This is a genomic window from Streptomyces sp. H27-H5, assembly GCF_026627505.1.
Taxonomy (GTDB): Bacteria; Actinomycetota; Actinomycetes; order Streptomycetales; family Streptomycetaceae; genus Streptomyces.
The window spans coordinates 53,075-69,567 of sequence record NZ_JAPNLK010000051.1 but is presented as its reverse complement, the minus strand read 5'-3'; the positions used below and the strand labels follow the sequence as shown (position 1 = coordinate 69,567).

The following is a 16,493-nucleotide window of genomic DNA, read 5'->3' as shown; positions in this document are numbered from 1 at the left end:
ACTTCCTGCCCTCAGGCCTGCCCTTCGGCAGTCCCGAGGACTGCCTCGACTGCGCCTGCTACCTCTACCTCGGCGACCAGCCGACCTGACCAACACCCCTCCACGAACTTTCGCGGTGCAGCACTAGTCACCCCACGAAGCAGCCGCACGGCCCGCGAGCCACACGGGTCGACGCGTCGGGCCCCTGTCCCCCGAAGGGGCGGGGGCCCGACGCGTTCCCCGCCCCCGTGGCGGCGAACCCGATCCGGAGGGCCGTCAGGAGCGCCTCGCGGTCGTCCACGAGGACTTGGCGGCCTTCCGCACCAACCCCGACCACAAGGGCTCGCCCCTCCTGACGCTGACGCGGAACGGTCACCGGACGCTGGAGGCGATCACGACGCGCGCGACCCGGGCCCACGGGGTGATCACCGAGGGCATCTCCCCGGCCGAGATCGCCACCGCGCGCGGCCTGCTGCGCCGCCTGATCGAACAGGCTCGCCGACACCACGATCAGGAGCCGGCGGACGAGACTCCGTAACGCCGGGCGCCCCTCCGACTGCACGGGCGCCGTTGCCCCACCGGTCCGACCCCGCCCCGAGAGGGCCGCTCCGGGGCCTCCGTCAGATCATGCGGTGGGGCTCCCCGGGGTGCGGAGGGTTCGGCGGATGGCGTTGCGCAGCCAGTGGTGGGCTCGGTCGGCTGCGTGGCGGGGGTGCCAGGCCATGCCGACGCTCACGGTCGGCAAGGCCACCGAAATGTCCAGGAGTTGGAGTCCGAGGGCGATGGCGTCGCCCGTGAGGGGCGAGGGGGCGTCGCCGGGGAACGCGGCAGGTACGAGGCAGACGATGTCGCTGCGCGCGGCCAGGGTCATGGCGGCCAGGTGGCTGGGGAGGACGATGCCGACCCGCCGTTGAAGGTTCTGCTCGGCCAGGGCGGTGTCGAGCGGGCCGGTGAACCGGCCGCGCCGGCTGACCGCGACGTGCTGGGCGGCGGCGAGCCGCGCCGGGGTCACGGGGCCTTCGGTCAGCGGATGGCCGGGCCGGACGGCCGCCACCATACGGAGCCGGACCAGTTCCTCGACCCTGGTTTCGGGATCCACATGGTCGATGGCCCCGACCTCGAGGTCGATCCGGCCGTCCCGCAGAGCCGGGCCGGCCTCCAATTCCTCGGCCCGGAGCCGGAACGAGACCCCCGGCGCCTCCTGTTCGGCCAGGCGCAACAGTCCGGGGGCCAGTGCCGCGCCGACCAGGTCGGCGGCCTGAAGGGTGAAGGTGCCGCGCAAGGTGGCGGGGTCGACGGCGGTATCGGGGCTGAGCAGGGCCCCGATGCTCCGCACCACGGCCGCGGCTTCCTCCCGCAGGGCCAGGGCGCGCGGGGTGGGAACCATCGCCTGCCCGGCCCGGACCAGCAGCGGATCCTGCAGGGTGCGGCGCAGTCGGGCGAGCGTGCGGCTCATGGCGGCGGGCGAGGTGTGCAGACGGGCGGCGGCCCGAGTGACGCTGTGCTCGGCCAACAGGGCATCCAACGCGATGGCGAGATTGGCATCGAGGGCCGAGTCCGGGCTGTTCACCAGCATTATTCCATTTCAGTCAATGATTGCGTGCCGATGTTCCCATTGTGGCAGCACCGGGGTCCTCCGCAGGATGAGGGACGTACCGACCGGCACGACCTGCGAGGTTTTCATGATCGTCATTACTGCTCCCACCGGGAACATCGGCCGTTCCCTGCTCTCCCTGCTCCTGGAGTCCGCCCCCGCCTCGGGCGAGGAACTGCGCGTGATCGTGCGCGACCCCGCCCGGTTGCCGGACGCGGTGCGCGGACGCGTCGAGGTGATCACCGGTTCGCACGGCGACGCCGAGGTCGTCGACCGGGCCTTCGAGGGTGCGGACGCGGTCTTCTGGCTCGTTCCCCCGGACTCTTCCCTGACCCCGCAGGACGCCTACAGCCGCTTCAGCGGGCCCGCGGTGAAGGCGCTCGCCGCCCACGGCGTCGGTCATGTCGTCGGCGTCTCCGCGCTCGGCCGCGGCACCCCGCTCGCCGACCGGGCCGGCCTGGTCACCGCCTCCCTCGCCTTGGACGACCTCATCGCCGACAGCGGCGTCGCCTACCGGTCCCTGGCCAACGCGTCCTTCTTCGAGAACCTCCTGGAGGAGTCCGACTCGATCCGTGACAAGGGCGTCTTCGTCGACGTCGTCGACGGCGACCGCAAGGCCCCCTTCGTCGCCTGCGCCGACATCGCGGCCGTCGCCGCCGGCCTGCTGCTGGACCGCTCGTGGACCGGTACCGACAGCGTCCCGGTCCTCGGCCCGCAGGACCTGTCCCCCAACGAGCTGGCCCGCATCATGACCGAACAGCTCGGCTGCCCCGTCCGTTACGAAAGGCAGCCGCTCGACGAGCTGTACACCACCCTCGTCGGCTACGGCCTCAACGAGGCGTTCGTCCAGGGCATCGTCGACATGAAGCGAGCCAAGGACCAGGGTCTGGACGCCGGCGTCGCCCGCACCCCGGGCACTTCCTCCCCCACCCACTTCGAGGAGTGGTGCACCCGGGTCCTCAAGCCCGCCGTCCTCTCCTGAAGCCCACCGCCGTCGCCGGAACACACCCGGCGCCCAAGTCACCCTGCCCAAACGCCACTTTGGAGGCACCCCCATGCCCGCAGTCACGACCGAACCACTGGTCACGGCGTTCATGCTCGTCAAGACCACACCCGAGTGGCTCGCCCTGACCGTCCAGGAACGCGTCAACGCCTTCACCACCCAGGTGCTGCCGGTGATCGAGGCCAAGACCACCGGTGTCCGGTCGCGCTTCTACGACACCGAGTTCTACTCCGCGCGCGTCACCGACGTCTGGATGTGGGAGGCCGAAGACCACCACGCCTACCAGCTCCTCATCGACGCGCTGCGCGAAACTCCTTTCTGGGAACGCTACTTCGAGATCGTCGACCTCCTCGTCGGCACCGAGAACGGCTACGCCCGCACCTATGGCCTCGAACCCGTCGCCACCATCGCCACCTGACACACCGCCACACCGCGTCGTCGTCCCTTCCGCGAGGTCGGCGCCGGGAAGGGGCGGAGCGCCCGGAGCGCGTCTGACCCGTATTGGCCGGCCGGCGGCCATCGGACGCACCCCGGCGTGCCCGTTCCGGGCCCGCCGTCAACGCGGCCGAGGACGGTGACCCGCGCCAGTGCGGGCGTTTGCCCTCCGGTGGTCTCGGAGAGTGCCAGGATGAACGGCAGTGCCGGTACCCCGACTCCGGGAGGACGAGATGACCGCGCCAGAGGCCACGGGACCCAAACTGCCGCCGGATCATCCGCCGAAGTCCCCACCTCCGCAGCCGCGGCCCGCGCAACCTCCCCGACCCACGCCCGACACGAAGACCCACCAGCCGGCCGTGAGGGCGCGGCCGCGCATGCAGATCAGGAACCGTCGGACAGCCGGCCTGACGTTCGCGACGAATCAGTGGGCCGCGCGGAAGGCCGCCGACGAGGCGCTGGCGAGAGCACGCTCCTGGGGGTACTCGGCCGTGGACGCGGACGATTTCGCGGCGGCCGTGCGCATCCTCGTCGAGACGGCCGTCGCCGACGGGGGCAAGCGGGTGAGTCTCCATCTCGCCGACCAGGACCGGAAGATCCTGCTGGTGGCGCTCAGTCACCGGACCTGTGCCCCGGAGGACGCCGTGCTGGCCCGACTCGCGGCCGTACGTGCCGTGGAGAGTTGCGGCACCGATGCGGCACCCGACGGACGCCGTGTCTGGGCCCTGCTCGACACGGCGCCCCGCCCCCGCCGTACACCCGCGGCCTGACCGGGCGGCCGGACAACACGGCCTGCCGGCAGCCCCCGACCTCCCGGGCCCCGGCCGTCACCCGACCTCGGAATCGGCCGACAGCCCGGCCGGGGAACGTCGTTCGCGCGCGTCGTAGAGTCGAGGGGATGAATCGCGACAATACTTCAGAGATCCCCGGCACCCCCGGCGCGGACGCCGAGTTGCCGATGTTGACCACCGCCCAGGCCTCGTACCTGAGGGAACTGGCCGCCCCCTATTCCCGGGACGGCCACCACCACTCCCTCTTCGGCCTCGGGCACACGTGCGGCCAGGCTTCGGAGAGCCGTTGGCCCGAATTGGTCGCCGCCCACTTCGCGGCCCTGCGGCGGGCGAGCACCGGCGGCGAGAGCGCCGAGGAGCTCCTGCGCGGCACGCACGCCCGGCTGTTGCCCCTCGCCTCGCTCACACAGGACCTCGTCGCCGGCATGCGCTACGCGCGCACGGTCGCCGACGGGCTCGTCTTCGCCTACGCGCTCGACGGACCCACCAGCGTGCGGATCCTCACGGACGCGGACGTGGAGCGAGCCGGGCCGGAGGAGTTGGGGCGGGCCGCGTACGCCAACCTCATGGGTGTGCCCGTCACGCACGAGGAAGTGTCCGTCGGAGGGCGGGCGCGCCTGCACTCCCTTCACGGTGACTCGCCTTTCGTCGCGAGCAAGGCGCTGTTCCTGTCCGAGGCGGCCCGGCAGGTGACCGGCGAGCCGCTGCCGCGCGACGGCGCCCTCGTGATCGTGCCCAACCGGCATCTGCTGGCCTACCACCCGATCACCGACGGTTCCGTGGTCGATGCGCTCAACGGTCTGGCCTCGTACGCCCTCAGCGCCCACGAGGAGGGGCCGGGACAGCTGTCCCCCCGGGTGTACTGGTGGCACGACGGCGCGCTGACATCGCTCACCGTCATCGACGAGGACACCCGGACCTTCTCGCTGCGGCCGCCGCCGCGGCTGCTCGGCCTGATGAAGGGCCTGGTCCGGCTGGACCGGGCGGGGCGCCTCGCGACGCCCGCCGCGGCCCAGGCCTCGGAGATGTCCGATCTCGCCCGCGTGGCGGCCGAGTCGACGGGCCGCCTCGCGCGCGAGCCCGTGGACCCGGCAGGTCTGGGCGACGCCTTCGCCGATGTCCTGGCCCTCGGCCATGCCCGCTGCGCCGATGACCCCAACCTCGCGAACATCACCACCTGGGATGCCTGGGCCACCGCCGTGCAGCTCGGCTCCGCGCTGTTCACCGGTGCGGGCCCGCAGGAGTGCCACCTGGGCGAGGACCTCGTGACCCGGTTGCCGGCGATTCCCGCCGAGCCGCCCGCCGATGCCCGGGCCTGGCTCGACGCCGTGTACCTCGCGATGGCCTGCCGCCAGATGGACCGGATCCACCGCCTGTGCCGCGTGCCGTTGGCCCGGCTCCGCGAGGACGACTCCGTCGACGAGTACGTACTGCACTGGATCGACACCCTCCAGACGTACTTCTCCGACCGCTCGTTGGACGAGGCCGTGCCGAAGCTGGTCGCCGTCATGGAGACCTCGGTGCCCGAGGTCGTGGCGCAGGCTCCCGCGGACTTCGTGAACCGGGTCGACTTCCACCCGGCGGCTCTCTTCCACCGCCTCATCGCGGGTGACCACGATGCTTTCGCCGAGGCGCTCGCCGAAGCCCTCGCGGACCACCGCGGCTACTGGGGCGATTCGGCGGCGCCGCGCGCCCGGGTGGCACTCGGGCCGCTCGCGATGGCGTGCCTCGCCCACGACCACGGCTTCCCCGTCGATCCGAAGCAGCCGTACCTGCCCGCCTACCTCCTCGACCGGCAGCGGATCGAGGACATCCCCTGAGGACCGCGCTCGTCGCCCCGGCCCCCTGGCTCGTCTGACGCGGTGCGTCGGGCGGCCGGGCCCGTCGAACCCCGGCTCCCCGTCCCGTGCGCGGGAGGGGGAGCCGGGCGGGGGCCGAGTCTGCGGCGTCCGTGTGTCAGGCGCCGGGTCGCAGGCCGGCCAGCAGGATCTCCAGGGCCAGTTCCGTGGCCTCGGCGAGGGGAGTGTCGTCGAGGAGCGAGGCGACCGCGAGCGTCGCGAGGCCGTGCACGGTGGAGAAGGCGACCTGTGCGAGCTGAACGGGCTCGCCGGGTCGTACCGCTCCCGTCTGCTGCCCCTCTTCCATGAGCCGGGCGACGATGAGCAGGCTCTCGTGTCCCCTCTCGCGCAGTTCGTCGCTGGAATCGTCGGCGTGCTTGACGGCGAACATCAGCTCCAGCAGCGCCGTGTGCTCCACCGCGAAGTCCACGTACGTCCGGCCCAGCGCGGCCAGTCTCGCCCCGACCGGGCCACCTCCCCCGCCCCCGGCCGCCGAGGCCAGGCGGGCGTTGAGGGTGGTGAAGCCGCTGACGGCGAGTGCGTCCAGGAGGGCTTGCCGGTCGCGGAAGTGACGTGCCGGCGCCGCGTGGCTCACGCCGAGTTCGCGGGCCAGGCCGCGCAGCGTCAGGCCTTCCGCCCCCGACGTGGTGAGGATGACCTCCGCCCGCTCCAGCAGGGCAGCCCTGAGATTCCCGTGGTGGTACGGGCCGTCGGCCAAGGCGGTCTCCTCTGCCTCGATGTTGTCATTGACTACAATGATGTCGGTGCCTACATTGAGTATGACGCAACCCATGGAAGTGGAGCAGCCGACATGTCGATGATGTACCGGGGCACGGTGGCCCTGATCACCGGGGCGAGTGCGGGACTCGGAGCCGAGTTCGCCCGCCAGTGGGCCGAGCGCGGCGCCGACGTGGTGCTGGTCGCCCGGCGCCTGGACCGGCTCACGGAGCTGGCGGGCGAACTGGAGAAGCGGTACGGGATCAGCGCCACCCCGATCGCCGCGGATCTGTCCCTGCCCGGCGCGGGCGCCGCCCTTCGCGCCGAGCTCGACGAACGGGGCATCCGGATCCAGACGCTCGTCAACAACGCGGGATTCGGCAGCCACGGCCCGTTCCTGGAGCAGGACGCGGCGCAGGTCGACCGGATGATCCAGCTCAACATCGCGGCGGTGGCCGGGTTGACCCGCGCCTTCCTGCCCGACCTGGTGGCCGACGGCCGAGGCGCGCTGGTCGCCGTCGCCAGCACCGCCGCCTACCAGCCCACTCCGGCGATGGCCGTCTACGGCGCGAGCAAGGCCTTCGTGCTCAGCTTCACCGAGGCCATAGCGTACGAGACCCGTGGCAGCGCCCTGCGTGTCCTCGCCGTCTCCCCGGGGCCGACCAGCACCGAGTTCTTCGACGTCGTGGGAAGTCAGGACGCGGTCGTCGGCACGGTCGCCACCTCGGAACAGGTCGTCTCCACCGCCCGCCGGGCCCTCGAACGCGGCACCACCCCGGCGAGCGTGGTCGCCGGCTTCGGCAACCGCCTCTCCGCCCTGGCCTCCGGTCTGGCCCCCCGCCGGCTCGCCCTCACCGTCGCGGGTCGGGCCCTGAAGGCCTGACCGCGGCTTCCCGGTCAACGGTGCGGAGGGGGCTCACGGACGGGTCCGGTCGGAGAGCGCGCGTCAGGCGTCGGACGGGACCCCGCCCGCGCCGGCGGGGGCGATGTTCTGGTTGGCGTGGAAGAAGTTGTCCGGGTCGTACGTCCTCTTGATCTCCGCCAGCCTGTCGTAGTGGTCGCGGTAGGTCGCGCGCACCCGGTCCTGGTCCTCCCCCGCGCCGATGAAGTTCACGTACGTGCCGCCCATCGAGTGCGGGCGCAGTTCCTCCCAGTAGTCCACGGCCCACTGCCTGATCAGCTCCGCGTTCGCGGGGTCCGGGTCGATGCCGCCGATCACGCCCGACCAGACCGCGTCGCGGTAGGCCCATGCCGTGTCGTCCTTGCCGACCCGGGCAGCGGCGCCGTCGATCGGGTAGAGGTGCATGGTCGACAGGCCGGTCGGGAGGTTCTCGGCGTACTTGAGGTGGACGTCCAGCGCCCCGTCGGTGATCCGGTCGAAGAAGTGACCGCGCCAGTACCACTGCAGGCCCTTGGGGATCAGTTCGTCGAACATGGTCTGCAGGGCCGGGTACGGCATCGGGGTCGTGAAGTGGAAGGCGGGCGCCCCCGGTTCGTTCACGCGGGCCAGGACATCGCCGAGGTCCTCGGGATCGCCGGTCCAGCACCAGACGACGGCGCACATCTTGTGCCCGTGGATCTCCTCGGGGAACGGCGGGCCCGGCGGCACCGCCAGCGCGGCGAAGAAGCCGTTCAGCTCCACGGGCGCCGCCGGCAGGAACTCGCGGTACCAGCGCAGCACTTCGCGCGTGGCGTCGACCGGCCAGAGCGTGATGGACACGCCCACCGTGTCGACCGGGTGCAGTCGGAAGGTGAAGGAGGTCACCACGCCGAAGTTCCCTCCGCCGCCCCTCAGCGCCCAGAAGAGGTCCGGGTGCTGCGAGGCGCTCGCCGTGACGAAGGTGCCGTCGGCGAGCACCACGTCTGCGGCCAGCAGGTTGTCTATGGTGAGGCCGAACCTGCGGGTCAGGTGGCCGTGGCCGCCGCCCAGGGTCAGACCGCCGACTCCCGTCGTCGACATGATCCCGGCGGGTGTGGCCAGGCCGAAGCCGTGGGCCGCGTGGTCGAGGTCGCCGAGCTGGGTGCCCCCGCCCACGATGGCGGTCCTCGCCTCCGGATCCACCCGGACCCAGCGCATCGGCGACAGGTCGAGCGTGATCCCGTCGTCGACCAGGCACAGGCCGGGGCCGCTGTGGCCACCGCCGCGCACGGCGATGTCGAGGCCACTGTCGCGGACCAGGCCGATCGCGGCCCTCACATCGGCCGCGTCGGCGCACCGCACGAAGGCGGCCGGCCGCCGGTCGATCATCGCGTTGTAGAGCTTGCGGGATTCGTTGTACTCCGGGTCTTGCGGGCCGATGACCGGGCCGCGCAGCGCGGTCCGCATCGCCTCCAGCGTCGTGCCGTTCATGGCATCTCCTGACAGCGGACACTTCCAGCGTCCCGCCCCACGACGGGCACCGCAATCGGGCGCGCCCGGGCCCCCGCCCACTGCCTCGATCGGCCAGGTCGGAGCCCGTCGTGGGCCACCGGTCGGCCCCTCGTTCGGGTGCGGCCGGCTCGCGCGCGCCGCCGGACCACCGTCTCGTGGTGCGCAGGAACGCGTACCGCGATCGCCATGTCCACCACATCGGCTGCGGCGGGGCGCCCGACGGTGGAGGAGAACGGCGGAGCATGCCCATACCCGGATCCATGAGAGGCCGTCCCCGGCACTACGCGGCGACGCTCGCCGTGACCGCCGTCGGCTCCACGCTCTTCCTCGGGCCGCCACTGGCCCCCGCCGACGGCATGCCGTCGCCGTCGGTGACCGCGTCCGCGTCGACGGCCGGCCGGGGGCGACTGGACTGGCACCCCTGCGTGCCCGGCAGCCCCTTCGACTGCGCCGCCTTCAAGGTGCCGCTGGACCACGACGAACCCCGCGGCCGCGCCCTCGACCTGGCGGTGGTCCGGCGGAAGGCCACCGACCCGGGTCGGCGCGTCGGCACCCTGTTCTTCAACCCCGGCGGCCCCGGCGGGCCCGGGACGGTCCAGATGCCGGCCAATTACGGCGCTTTCCCGAAGGAGCTGCGGGAGCGGTTCGACATCGTCAGCTGGGACCCCCGCGGCATCGGCAACAGCACCGCGGTGAACTGCTTCGACAGCCCCGAGAAGGCCGCCGCCTGGGCTTCGGGCAAACCGGTCGGCTTCCCGGTGGGCGCGACACAGCGGGCGTCCTGGATCGCCGCGTACAAGGATCTCGGGCAACGCTGCCAACAGCGCGATGCCGAACTCCTGCGCCACGTGTCGACCGCGGACACCGCCCAGGACCTCGAACTGCTCCGCCGGGCGGCGGGCGAGCCGCAGCTCAACTTCCTCGGGGTCTCCTACGGCACCTTCCTGGGCGCCACGTACGCCAACCTGTTCCCCGACAAGGTCCGCGCGATGGTCCTCGACAGCAACATCGACCCGCAGGCCTGGACGAACCACGCCTCCCCGGGCGAGGCGCGTTCCACGACGCTCCTGCGCATGGGCTCGGACCGCACCGCCGCGGCGACGCTGGACCGCTTCCTCACCCTCTGCGGCTCCACCACGACCGCCCGCTGCGCCTTCTCCGCCGGCAGCCCGAAGGCGACCCGCGAGAAGTTCGACGGGCTCACGAAGCGCCTCCGGGAGCGTCCGGTGGGCGAATGGACGTACTCCAGGACGATCGCGGACGTCGTGAGCGGCCTCTACATCGTCCACCCTGGGTGGACGGACCTCGCCGGTCGGCTCCAGGAGCTGTGGCGGGGCCGCGTGCCCGGGCAACCGGTGTTCCCTCCCCCGCCGCCGGTCGCGCAGCCGAATCCGTACCTGGGCGACGAGCAGGCGGCCGCCGTGTGGTGCGGCGACAGCCCCAATCCGCGCGACCCCGCCGTCTACCACTCGCTGGAGGAGGACAGCGCCGGCCGCGCGGGCGACGCCGGACGGTACTGGACCTGGGCCGCGGAGCCCTGTGCCACCTGGCCGGCCCGTTCCGCGAACCGCCACACCGGCCCGTGGGACAGGCCCACGGCGCACCCCGTGCTGGTGGTCGGCACCACGTACGACCCCTCGACGCCGTACTCGGACGCTCAGGCCATGGCGAAGGAGCTGGGCCGTGCCCGCCTGCTGACCCACGACGGGTACGGGCACACCGCGCTGTTCAACAACTCCAGCAGTTGCGTCAACGCGTACGAGAGCCGGTACTTCGTCGACGGCGCCCTGCCGCCGCCCGGAACGACGTGCCGCCCGGACACGCCGCCCTTCTCCTCGCCCCGCCCGCTCGCGGGCGTCGCCGCCGGCGGGGTGTTGCGGAGGGGCTGAGCCGGTCCGGCCTCCTCGGCGCTCGCCCGTTCCCGAAGCCGTCCCGTCCCGCGCCGTCCTCGCCCCCGCGGGAAGGGTGAGGAGCCATACTGGAACTCCACGCGCGGGAGCCTGTTTCGAGGCTCCCGCGCATCGGGCCGGCCGGGTGGCGGCGACTCACTGCCGAGACTTCGAGGGGATCCGTTCATGACAACAGCGAAAGACCTGTTCTTCCTGGCCATGGAGCGGCAGGTGAACCAGCCCGTGGGACAGGGCGACCTGTCGCTCGCGCTCGCGGGCGCCGAGCTGATCGACCTCCTCGGCGCCGGGGCCGTCGTCCTGGACGGCGACCGGATCGTGCCGGAGGGGGACCCGCAGCCGGATGACCGCCTCCTCGGCGAAGCGGCGGAGCACCTCGTTCGCCAGGTGCCCCACGAGCGGGTCGAGGAGTGGCTGTGGCGCAGGGGCGGCGACCTCTCCGGGAGTTACCAGGACGCCCTGGAGAAGGACGGTCAACTGGCCCCGCGGCGAGGGGGGTTGTCGCCCTTCGGCGCCGACCGCCTGGAACTGGTCGATTCGCCTTCCCGGAGCCGGGCCTTGAGCCGGTGGGAGGCCGCCGAGCCGGTCCTCGTCGCCCTCGCCTCGGTCGTGGGCATCGAGAGCGGGCAGTCCGAGGACGAGCCGAACCTCGACGACGAAGCGGTGACGACCGTGTTGGCGGTCGTCAACGACGCGGTCATGGAGCTGGAGGCCGTACGTCAGAGGCGGACCATCGAGAACTCGGCCTTCGCCAACCTCTGGCGAGGCCCGTGACGGGAGTTCGGCACGGCGGCGGGCTGATGAGGGGCCGCCCGAGGTGTCGAAGGAGCAGATCTGCGGCTGAACGGGTGAACCGGGGAAACCGGCGAAACCTGTGCGGGGTCCACGCGTTGATCAAGGCACTTGTCACCGTCCACTCGTGCACCAGAGAGATCAATGATGATTAAGAAGATGATGGCCACCGCCGCCGCCACCGCCTCCATCCTCGGCGCGGGCGCCGCAGTGGCCGCCCCGGCCATGGCCATCGGCAACGACAACGGCGTCAACACCGTGAACGGCAACGGCGCCTCGCAGATCTACGGCAACCAGAAGACCGCCGGCGACCAGAGCCCGCAGCTCAGCCTCGTCCAGGGCACCCTGAACAAGCCCTGCATCGGCCTGCCGGCCAAGGTCAACGCCCAGTCGCTGGTGGCCGTGCTCGCCAACGTCGGTGTCCAGGACGTCAACGTCCTGTCCAACCCGCAGAACCAGCAGTGCACCGAGAACTCCACCCAGGCCAAGGGCGACGAGCCGCTCTCGCACATCCTGGACAACATCCCGGTCCTGTCCGGCAACCTGTCGGCCGGCAGCTGAGGCACCGCTCCCCCACCGGCCGGGGCCCCCGACGCCTGCGCGAGTGCCCACGAGGCCCCGGCTTACCCATCCCGATCCCACGGCTTCGCCTCGTTTGTCGGCGCGCACCACGCGCCGCGCGCGGGGTTGTTCGGGCGGGGTGACCATCGACACGCACGCAGAGGAGCCTCCCACCCCGAAGGGTGGGAGGCTCCTCTGCGTGCGTGTCGCTCTTCCGCGAGGCGGGACGCCACGATGCGGTGTCCCCGGAGCGCGAGGGCGGCAACAGCGCGATAATCGGCGGATGTTGAACATCGGATCGGTCGTGTTGGGTGTGTCGGACGTACGGCGTGCGGTCGCGTTCTGGACGCGGGCTCTGGCCTATGTGCCGCGCGACGCGGTGAAGGAGGACTGGGTCGTGCTGGTACCGGCGTCGGGAGTCGGGGTTCCCCTCGCTCTCGGACTGAGCCGGACGCCGGCGCAGGAACATCCGCGGACCCACCTGGACCTGTACGCACGGGACGCGGCCGATCAGGCCGCCGAGGTGGACCGGTTGGTGTCCCTGGGCGCCGAGCGGGTCGACTGGGACCTCTACCCCGCCGACCCCGACTTCGTCGTTCTCGCCGACCCCGACGGCAACCGTTTCTGTGTCATCGACACGAGCCGTGGCTGACGAGGGGGCGTCACCCCGTCAGGCCTCGGGTGGTGACGCGGCGGGTCCGGGCGGCGTTGTTTCCTGCATGGACGACACTCTCGAACTTCTCGACATCCTGCTCGACGGCGTCACCGGCCAACGGCTCAAGCTGATCAGCGAGGACGAGGCCCGGGCCCTGATGGTCCTCCTCGGCTTCCTCGACGACGACCGGCAGGACGCCGATGTCCGCGGCGCGGCGGTCGAGATGCGGTCGCGTCTCGGCTCCCGCCTCGCCCGACCCGCCACCCCCGCGGACGCCTCGCCGACCGAAGCCGTTCCGGATCTCTGACACCCCTTCGTACTCACTGTGGAGCAGTCGATGGCCGTACACCGTGTCGTGCCGAACATCGTTTCCGATGCCGCGCAGGAAAGCCGTGAGTTCTACGGCCTGTTGGGCTTCGAGGAGGTGATGAACCACGGTTGGATCATGACGCTCGCCTCGCCGTCCAGTCCGACGGCGCAGATCAGCTTCATGAGCGCCGACAAGACCGCGCCGGTCAACCCCGACATGAGCATCGAGGTGGACGACGTGGACGCGGTCCACGCGGCCGTGCTGGAGCAGGGCGCCGAGATCGTCCACCCCTTGCAGGACGAGGAGTGGGGAGTGCGGCGCTTCATGGTCCGCGATCCCAACGGCCGGGTCGTCAACGTGCTCGGCCACCTCTGACGCCCGAAGGTTTCTCGGTGGAGCCTGCGGGCGCCTCGGGCCGGATGCGGCGAGGGGCCTCCCGTTTCGAGGCCCGCCCGCCGGGGTCGGGTCAGAACGCGAAGACGGCGTTCCCGTTCAGGGTCGCGGACATGACGCAGGCGTTGGAGAAGGTGTGCTTCCAGGCGACGCGACTGCCCTGCCACACGCCGTCCGCGGTGACGGTGACCGGGTCGTAGTTCATCGGACACGCACGACCGGGGTTGGGGGCGGCCAGCAGGCGGTCGAAGGAGCCACCGGTGGCTTTGAGGGCCGTACAGGCGGCCTTGGGGTCGGGGTGCGTGCCCTGCGCGCTCGGTGCGCAGCTGAGGGTGGCCGCCCGGACGACGGTCGCCGCGGAGTCGTCTCCCTGGGCGAGGGTGAAGACCATGGCGGACGGGGCGTACAGGCTCGCGGGCTGCGCCTCTGCCGCGCCGGCGGCGCCGGCAAGGCTGAGGAGGGCAGCGGCAGAGACAGCAGCGAAGCGGTGACGCACGACTAGCTCACTTTCGATTCAAAGGTTGAGCACGACGATTATTTGCACTATCGCGCTTCGATGAGGTCAACCCTGTCTGATCTGAAGGGCCATTGCACATCGATGGCCGCTTTACGGACACACCGTTCGAATACCGGAGACCGAATGACCGTTCGGGCAGCTCAGGGGGGATGTGCGCGCTCCGTAGTGGTGCGTCAACACGGGGTGACCATGGGCATGACGTGCCGTCCTGAGGCTTCTGACCTGCTGCCGGCCGCGCGCGGTTCATCGGACGGTCATTCAGCTTGGCCGGATCGGGACGATCCGAACACCCGGCCGGGCCCGCGACTCCTCGTCGGGGCGCGGCCGGGCAGGGCGTGGGGCGGGCGGTCAGGGCGTCGTGCGGCCCACGTGGGCGCCCCTTCTCGCCGCCCCGGGTGTCCACCCCCTGCACCCCTCCGGGCGATATCCGGTCCCAGGGCGAGCACACGGCTGTGACCAGCCACGACATCGGCCGACGGGATCGCCGTGGACGGCGGGGTGTGGGCCGTTCGGAGGCAGGACGAGATGTCGCCCCGCCGCGTCGGGGCTACGTTCCGCTGGTATGACGTACGCACCACCCCACCACGAGTCCGGTCCCACTCGCCGTGCCCTCCTCGTCGCCGGCGCGGGGGCGGGGGCGGCGCTCGCCGCGGGCTGCGCTCCGGGGGGCGAGAGCGGCGCTCCGGCGGCCACGTTCAGCGGCTCCGCCTCGCCCCGCCCGGCCGCGGAGGACCCCACTCCCGGTGCGATGACGCTCTTCAAGGACCCGGCGTACAACTTCAACGGTCTCCTCGCGCTGGGTGCCGCCGGGGCCGGGGCCAGTGAGGTCGGCGAGGTCCTCACCGCCGTGAACGCGATCAACCAGGCCGGCCTCTCCGCGCAGACGTACGTCGACACGTTCCGCAAGCTCGGCGACAAGCTCCTGAAACCGCCGCCGGGCGCTCCGGCGGACGACCAGACCAAGCGGTTCCGGGCCTTGCGCGCCGCCCAGTACTACGGGCAGGCGCTGTTCTTCGTCCTCGGTTCGAAGGATCCGGGGTCCGAGGAGCAGCTGTACACGTCGGGACGCGGTGCCTGGGACGCCTTCTGCGACCGGTGCGAGCCCGCCCCGGTCAAGGCCTCGGTCCCGTACGGCACGACGCCGCTGCCGGTGTGGTTCTTCCGCCCCGACGAGTCGAACGCTCCCCGCCCCACCGTGATCCTCACCAACGGGAGCGACGGGCAGAACGTCGACATGTGGACCTACGGAGTACCGGCCGCGCTCGCACGCGGTTGGAACGCACTCGTCTACGACGGGCCGGGGCAGGGACAACTGCTCTTCGTCGACCGGGTGGTGTTCACCCCCACCTGGGAGAAGGTCGTCACCCCGCTCGTCGACTGGCTGTCCGCCCGCCCCAACGTGGACCCCGGCAAGATCGCTCTGACCGGTCTGAGCATGGCGGGCGATCTCGCTCCCCGGGCGGCGGCCTTCGAGCACCGGATCGCCGCGCTCGTGGCCATGCCGGGCTGTGTCGAACCGTGGCTGGGTTTCCCGCCCGAGATCCGGGAGATCCTCACGGGCGACAAGGAGGAGACGAACGACATCTGGAACAAGAAGGTCGTTCCCGAGCTCCCTCCGGACGCCGCCGCCGTGATGAAGAAGCGCTTCGAGCCCTTTTCGATCCCGGCGATGCTCCAAGCCCGGCAGGGCAAGCTGTTCACCGACTTCTACACCCCCGCGACCCGCATCCAGGCACTGGCGATCACCTCGGTCGTCAGCCGGATCAAGGCACCGACCCTGGTCCTGGACTACGACGACGAGCAGTTCTACCCCGGCCAGCCGCGCCAGATGTACGACAAGCTCACCTCGCCCAAGGACTACCTGAAGCTGACCGCCGCGGAGGGCGCGCAGCTCCACTGCTCCCCCATGGCCCCACAGCTGCACTGCGAGGTCGTCTTCGACTGGCTCCAGGACACCCTGTCGGGCAACTGACCCCGCCCCCGACCGGCCGGGTGGCCGGTGGTACCAATTCCTACGTGAAGGAACAGACTCAGGGCTCGACCGTCCGCGTGTTCATGGCGCTCGCCCCGCCCGACGAGGCGAAGGACGAGCTGGCGCGGGAACTGCGGCCCGCCTACGAGGCGTACCCGCGCATGCGGTGGAACCGCATCGAGGACTGGCACATCACCTTGGCGTTCCTCGGGGAGCTACCGGCCTCGACCGTGCCGCTGCTGCGGCCGCCGCTCGCCGCGTTGGCCGCTGTGCGTCGACCCCTGCGCCTGGCCATGCGCGGCGGCGGGCACTTCGACGAGCGGGTGCTGTGGAGCGGGATCGAGGGGGACCTGGAGGGGCTGCACGGACTCGCCACCGAGGTGCGCGCCCTGGCCCGGGAGTGCGGCGTGGACTTCGAGGAGCGGCCGTTGCGGCCTCATCTGACGCTGGCCCGATCCCGCCGCGACGACCCCTCCAGCGTCGTGAAGGTGGCCGCCGAACTCGCCGGGTTCACCGGTCGTCCCTGGCAGACGGAACGCCTTCACCTGGTGGGCAGCAACATCGGGCGCGGCCCGGGGGCGATCCACTACCGCGACATCGAGTCGTGGAGCTTCGACGGGCACTGACCGGTCCCGGGCGACGTTCTCGGCCGATGCGG

18 protein-coding genes are annotated in these 16,493 nt (G+C 71.6%); 14 read left to right on the top strand and 4 right to left on the bottom strand.

Features of this window, described 5'->3' with window-relative positions:
- Positions 1–286: 286 nt before the first annotated feature.
- The gene (locus OTB19_RS24795) at positions 287–517 is read left to right on the top strand and encodes a hypothetical protein (RefSeq protein ID WP_267800599.1); all 231 of its coding nucleotides are present in this window, start codon (positions 287–289) and stop codon (positions 515–517) included.
- An 87-nt stretch (positions 518–604) separates the two neighbouring features.
- Here OTB19_RS24795 and OTB19_RS24790 read toward each other — a convergent pair whose 3' ends face one another.
- Complete coding sequence (locus OTB19_RS24790) at positions 605–1,555, bottom strand: LysR family transcriptional regulator (protein WP_267800598.1); 951 nt, start codon at positions 1,553–1,555, stop codon at positions 605–607.
- 106 nt (positions 1,556–1,661) lie between these two features.
- On the opposite strand from OTB19_RS24790, the gene OTB19_RS24785 reads away from it, so the two are divergent.
- The 4 genes from OTB19_RS24785 to OTB19_RS24770 all read left to right on the top strand — a co-directional run bounded on the left by OTB19_RS24785 (position 1,662) and on the right by OTB19_RS24770 (position 5,622).
- Positions 1,662–2,555: an NAD(P)H-binding protein gene (locus tag OTB19_RS24785; protein WP_267800603.1), complete on the top strand. Its 894-nt coding sequence runs from the start codon at positions 1,662–1,664 to the stop codon at positions 2,553–2,555.
- Between the two features lie 73 nt (positions 2,556–2,628).
- Positions 2,629–2,994, top strand: a complete 366-nt coding sequence (locus OTB19_RS24780) for a darcynin family protein (RefSeq protein WP_267800596.1) — start codon at positions 2,629–2,631, stop codon at positions 2,992–2,994.
- 394 nt (positions 2,995–3,388) lie between these two features.
- Complete coding sequence (locus OTB19_RS24775) at positions 3,389–3,781, top strand: hypothetical protein (RefSeq protein WP_267800595.1); 393 nt, start codon at positions 3,389–3,391, stop codon at positions 3,779–3,781.
- Positions 3,782–3,909: 128 nt separating this feature from the next.
- On the top strand, positions 3,910–5,622 hold the full coding sequence (locus OTB19_RS24770) for an immunity 49 family protein (protein ID WP_267800594.1): 1,713 nt from the start codon (positions 3,910–3,912) through the stop codon (positions 5,620–5,622).
- A 136-nt stretch (positions 5,623–5,758) separates the two neighbouring features.
- On the opposite strand, the gene OTB19_RS24765 is transcribed toward OTB19_RS24770, so the two are convergent.
- Positions 5,759–6,358, bottom strand: coding sequence for a TetR/AcrR family transcriptional regulator (locus OTB19_RS24765; RefSeq protein ID WP_267800593.1), 600 nt, complete (start codon positions 6,356–6,358; stop codon positions 5,759–5,761).
- A gap of 93 nt (positions 6,359–6,451) precedes the next feature.
- Here OTB19_RS24765 and OTB19_RS24760 point away from each other — a divergent pair, with 93 nt between their 5' ends.
- Entirely contained in the window at positions 6,452–7,240 is a 789-nt protein-coding gene (locus tag OTB19_RS24760; RefSeq protein ID WP_267800591.1) for an SDR family NAD(P)-dependent oxidoreductase, read from the top strand.
- Positions 7,241–7,303: 63 nt separating this feature from the next.
- Here the strand turns inward: OTB19_RS24760 and OTB19_RS24755 are convergent, their stop codons facing one another.
- Positions 7,304–8,707, bottom strand: coding sequence for an FAD-binding oxidoreductase (locus OTB19_RS24755; RefSeq protein ID WP_267800589.1), 1,404 nt, complete (start codon positions 8,705–8,707; stop codon positions 7,304–7,306).
- Between the two features lie 281 nt (positions 8,708–8,988).
- On the opposite strand from OTB19_RS24755, the gene OTB19_RS24750 reads away from it, so the two are divergent.
- The 6 genes from OTB19_RS24750 to OTB19_RS24725 all read left to right on the top strand — a co-directional run bounded on the left by OTB19_RS24750 (position 8,989) and on the right by OTB19_RS24725 (position 13,328).
- Complete coding sequence (locus OTB19_RS24750) at positions 8,989–10,617, top strand: alpha/beta hydrolase (protein WP_267800588.1); 1,629 nt, start codon at positions 8,989–8,991, stop codon at positions 10,615–10,617.
- A gap of 186 nt (positions 10,618–10,803) precedes the next feature.
- Positions 10,804–11,409, top strand: coding sequence for a GOLPH3/VPS74 family protein (locus tag OTB19_RS24745; RefSeq protein ID WP_267800587.1), 606 nt, complete (start codon positions 10,804–10,806; stop codon positions 11,407–11,409).
- A 165-nt stretch (positions 11,410–11,574) separates the two neighbouring features.
- Positions 11,575–11,988: a rodlin gene (locus OTB19_RS24740; protein ID WP_267800586.1), complete on the top strand. Its 414-nt coding sequence runs from the start codon at positions 11,575–11,577 to the stop codon at positions 11,986–11,988.
- Between the two features lie 283 nt (positions 11,989–12,271).
- Entirely contained in the window at positions 12,272–12,640 is a 369-nt protein-coding gene (locus OTB19_RS24735) for a VOC family protein (RefSeq protein WP_267800585.1), read from the top strand.
- Positions 12,641–12,707: 67 nt separating this feature from the next.
- Positions 12,708–12,950, top strand: coding sequence for a hypothetical protein (locus OTB19_RS24730; RefSeq protein ID WP_267800584.1), 243 nt, complete (start codon positions 12,708–12,710; stop codon positions 12,948–12,950).
- 30 nt (positions 12,951–12,980) lie between these two features.
- Positions 12,981–13,328, top strand: coding sequence for a VOC family protein (locus OTB19_RS24725; RefSeq protein WP_267800583.1), 348 nt, complete (start codon positions 12,981–12,983; stop codon positions 13,326–13,328).
- 91 nt (positions 13,329–13,419) lie between these two features.
- On the opposite strand, the gene OTB19_RS24720 is transcribed toward OTB19_RS24725, so the two are convergent.
- On the bottom strand, positions 13,420–13,842 hold the full coding sequence (locus OTB19_RS24720) for a subtilase-type protease inhibitor (RefSeq protein WP_267800582.1): 423 nt from the start codon (positions 13,840–13,842) through the stop codon (positions 13,420–13,422).
- A 583-nt stretch (positions 13,843–14,425) separates the two neighbouring features.
- On the opposite strand from OTB19_RS24720, the gene OTB19_RS24715 reads away from it, so the two are divergent.
- Both OTB19_RS24715 and thpR read left to right on the top strand, forming a co-directional pair.
- Positions 14,426–15,835 carry an alpha/beta hydrolase family protein gene (locus OTB19_RS24715; protein ID WP_267800581.1) on the top strand — a complete coding sequence of 470 codons (1,410 nt, stop codon included), beginning with the start codon at positions 14,426–14,428 and terminating at the stop codon, positions 15,833–15,835.
- Positions 15,836–15,918: 83 nt separating this feature from the next.
- Complete coding sequence (gene thpR, locus OTB19_RS24710) at positions 15,919–16,461, top strand: RNA 2',3'-cyclic phosphodiesterase (protein WP_420716901.1); 543 nt, start codon at positions 15,919–15,921, stop codon at positions 16,459–16,461.
- Positions 16,462–16,493: the final 32 nt, after the last annotated feature.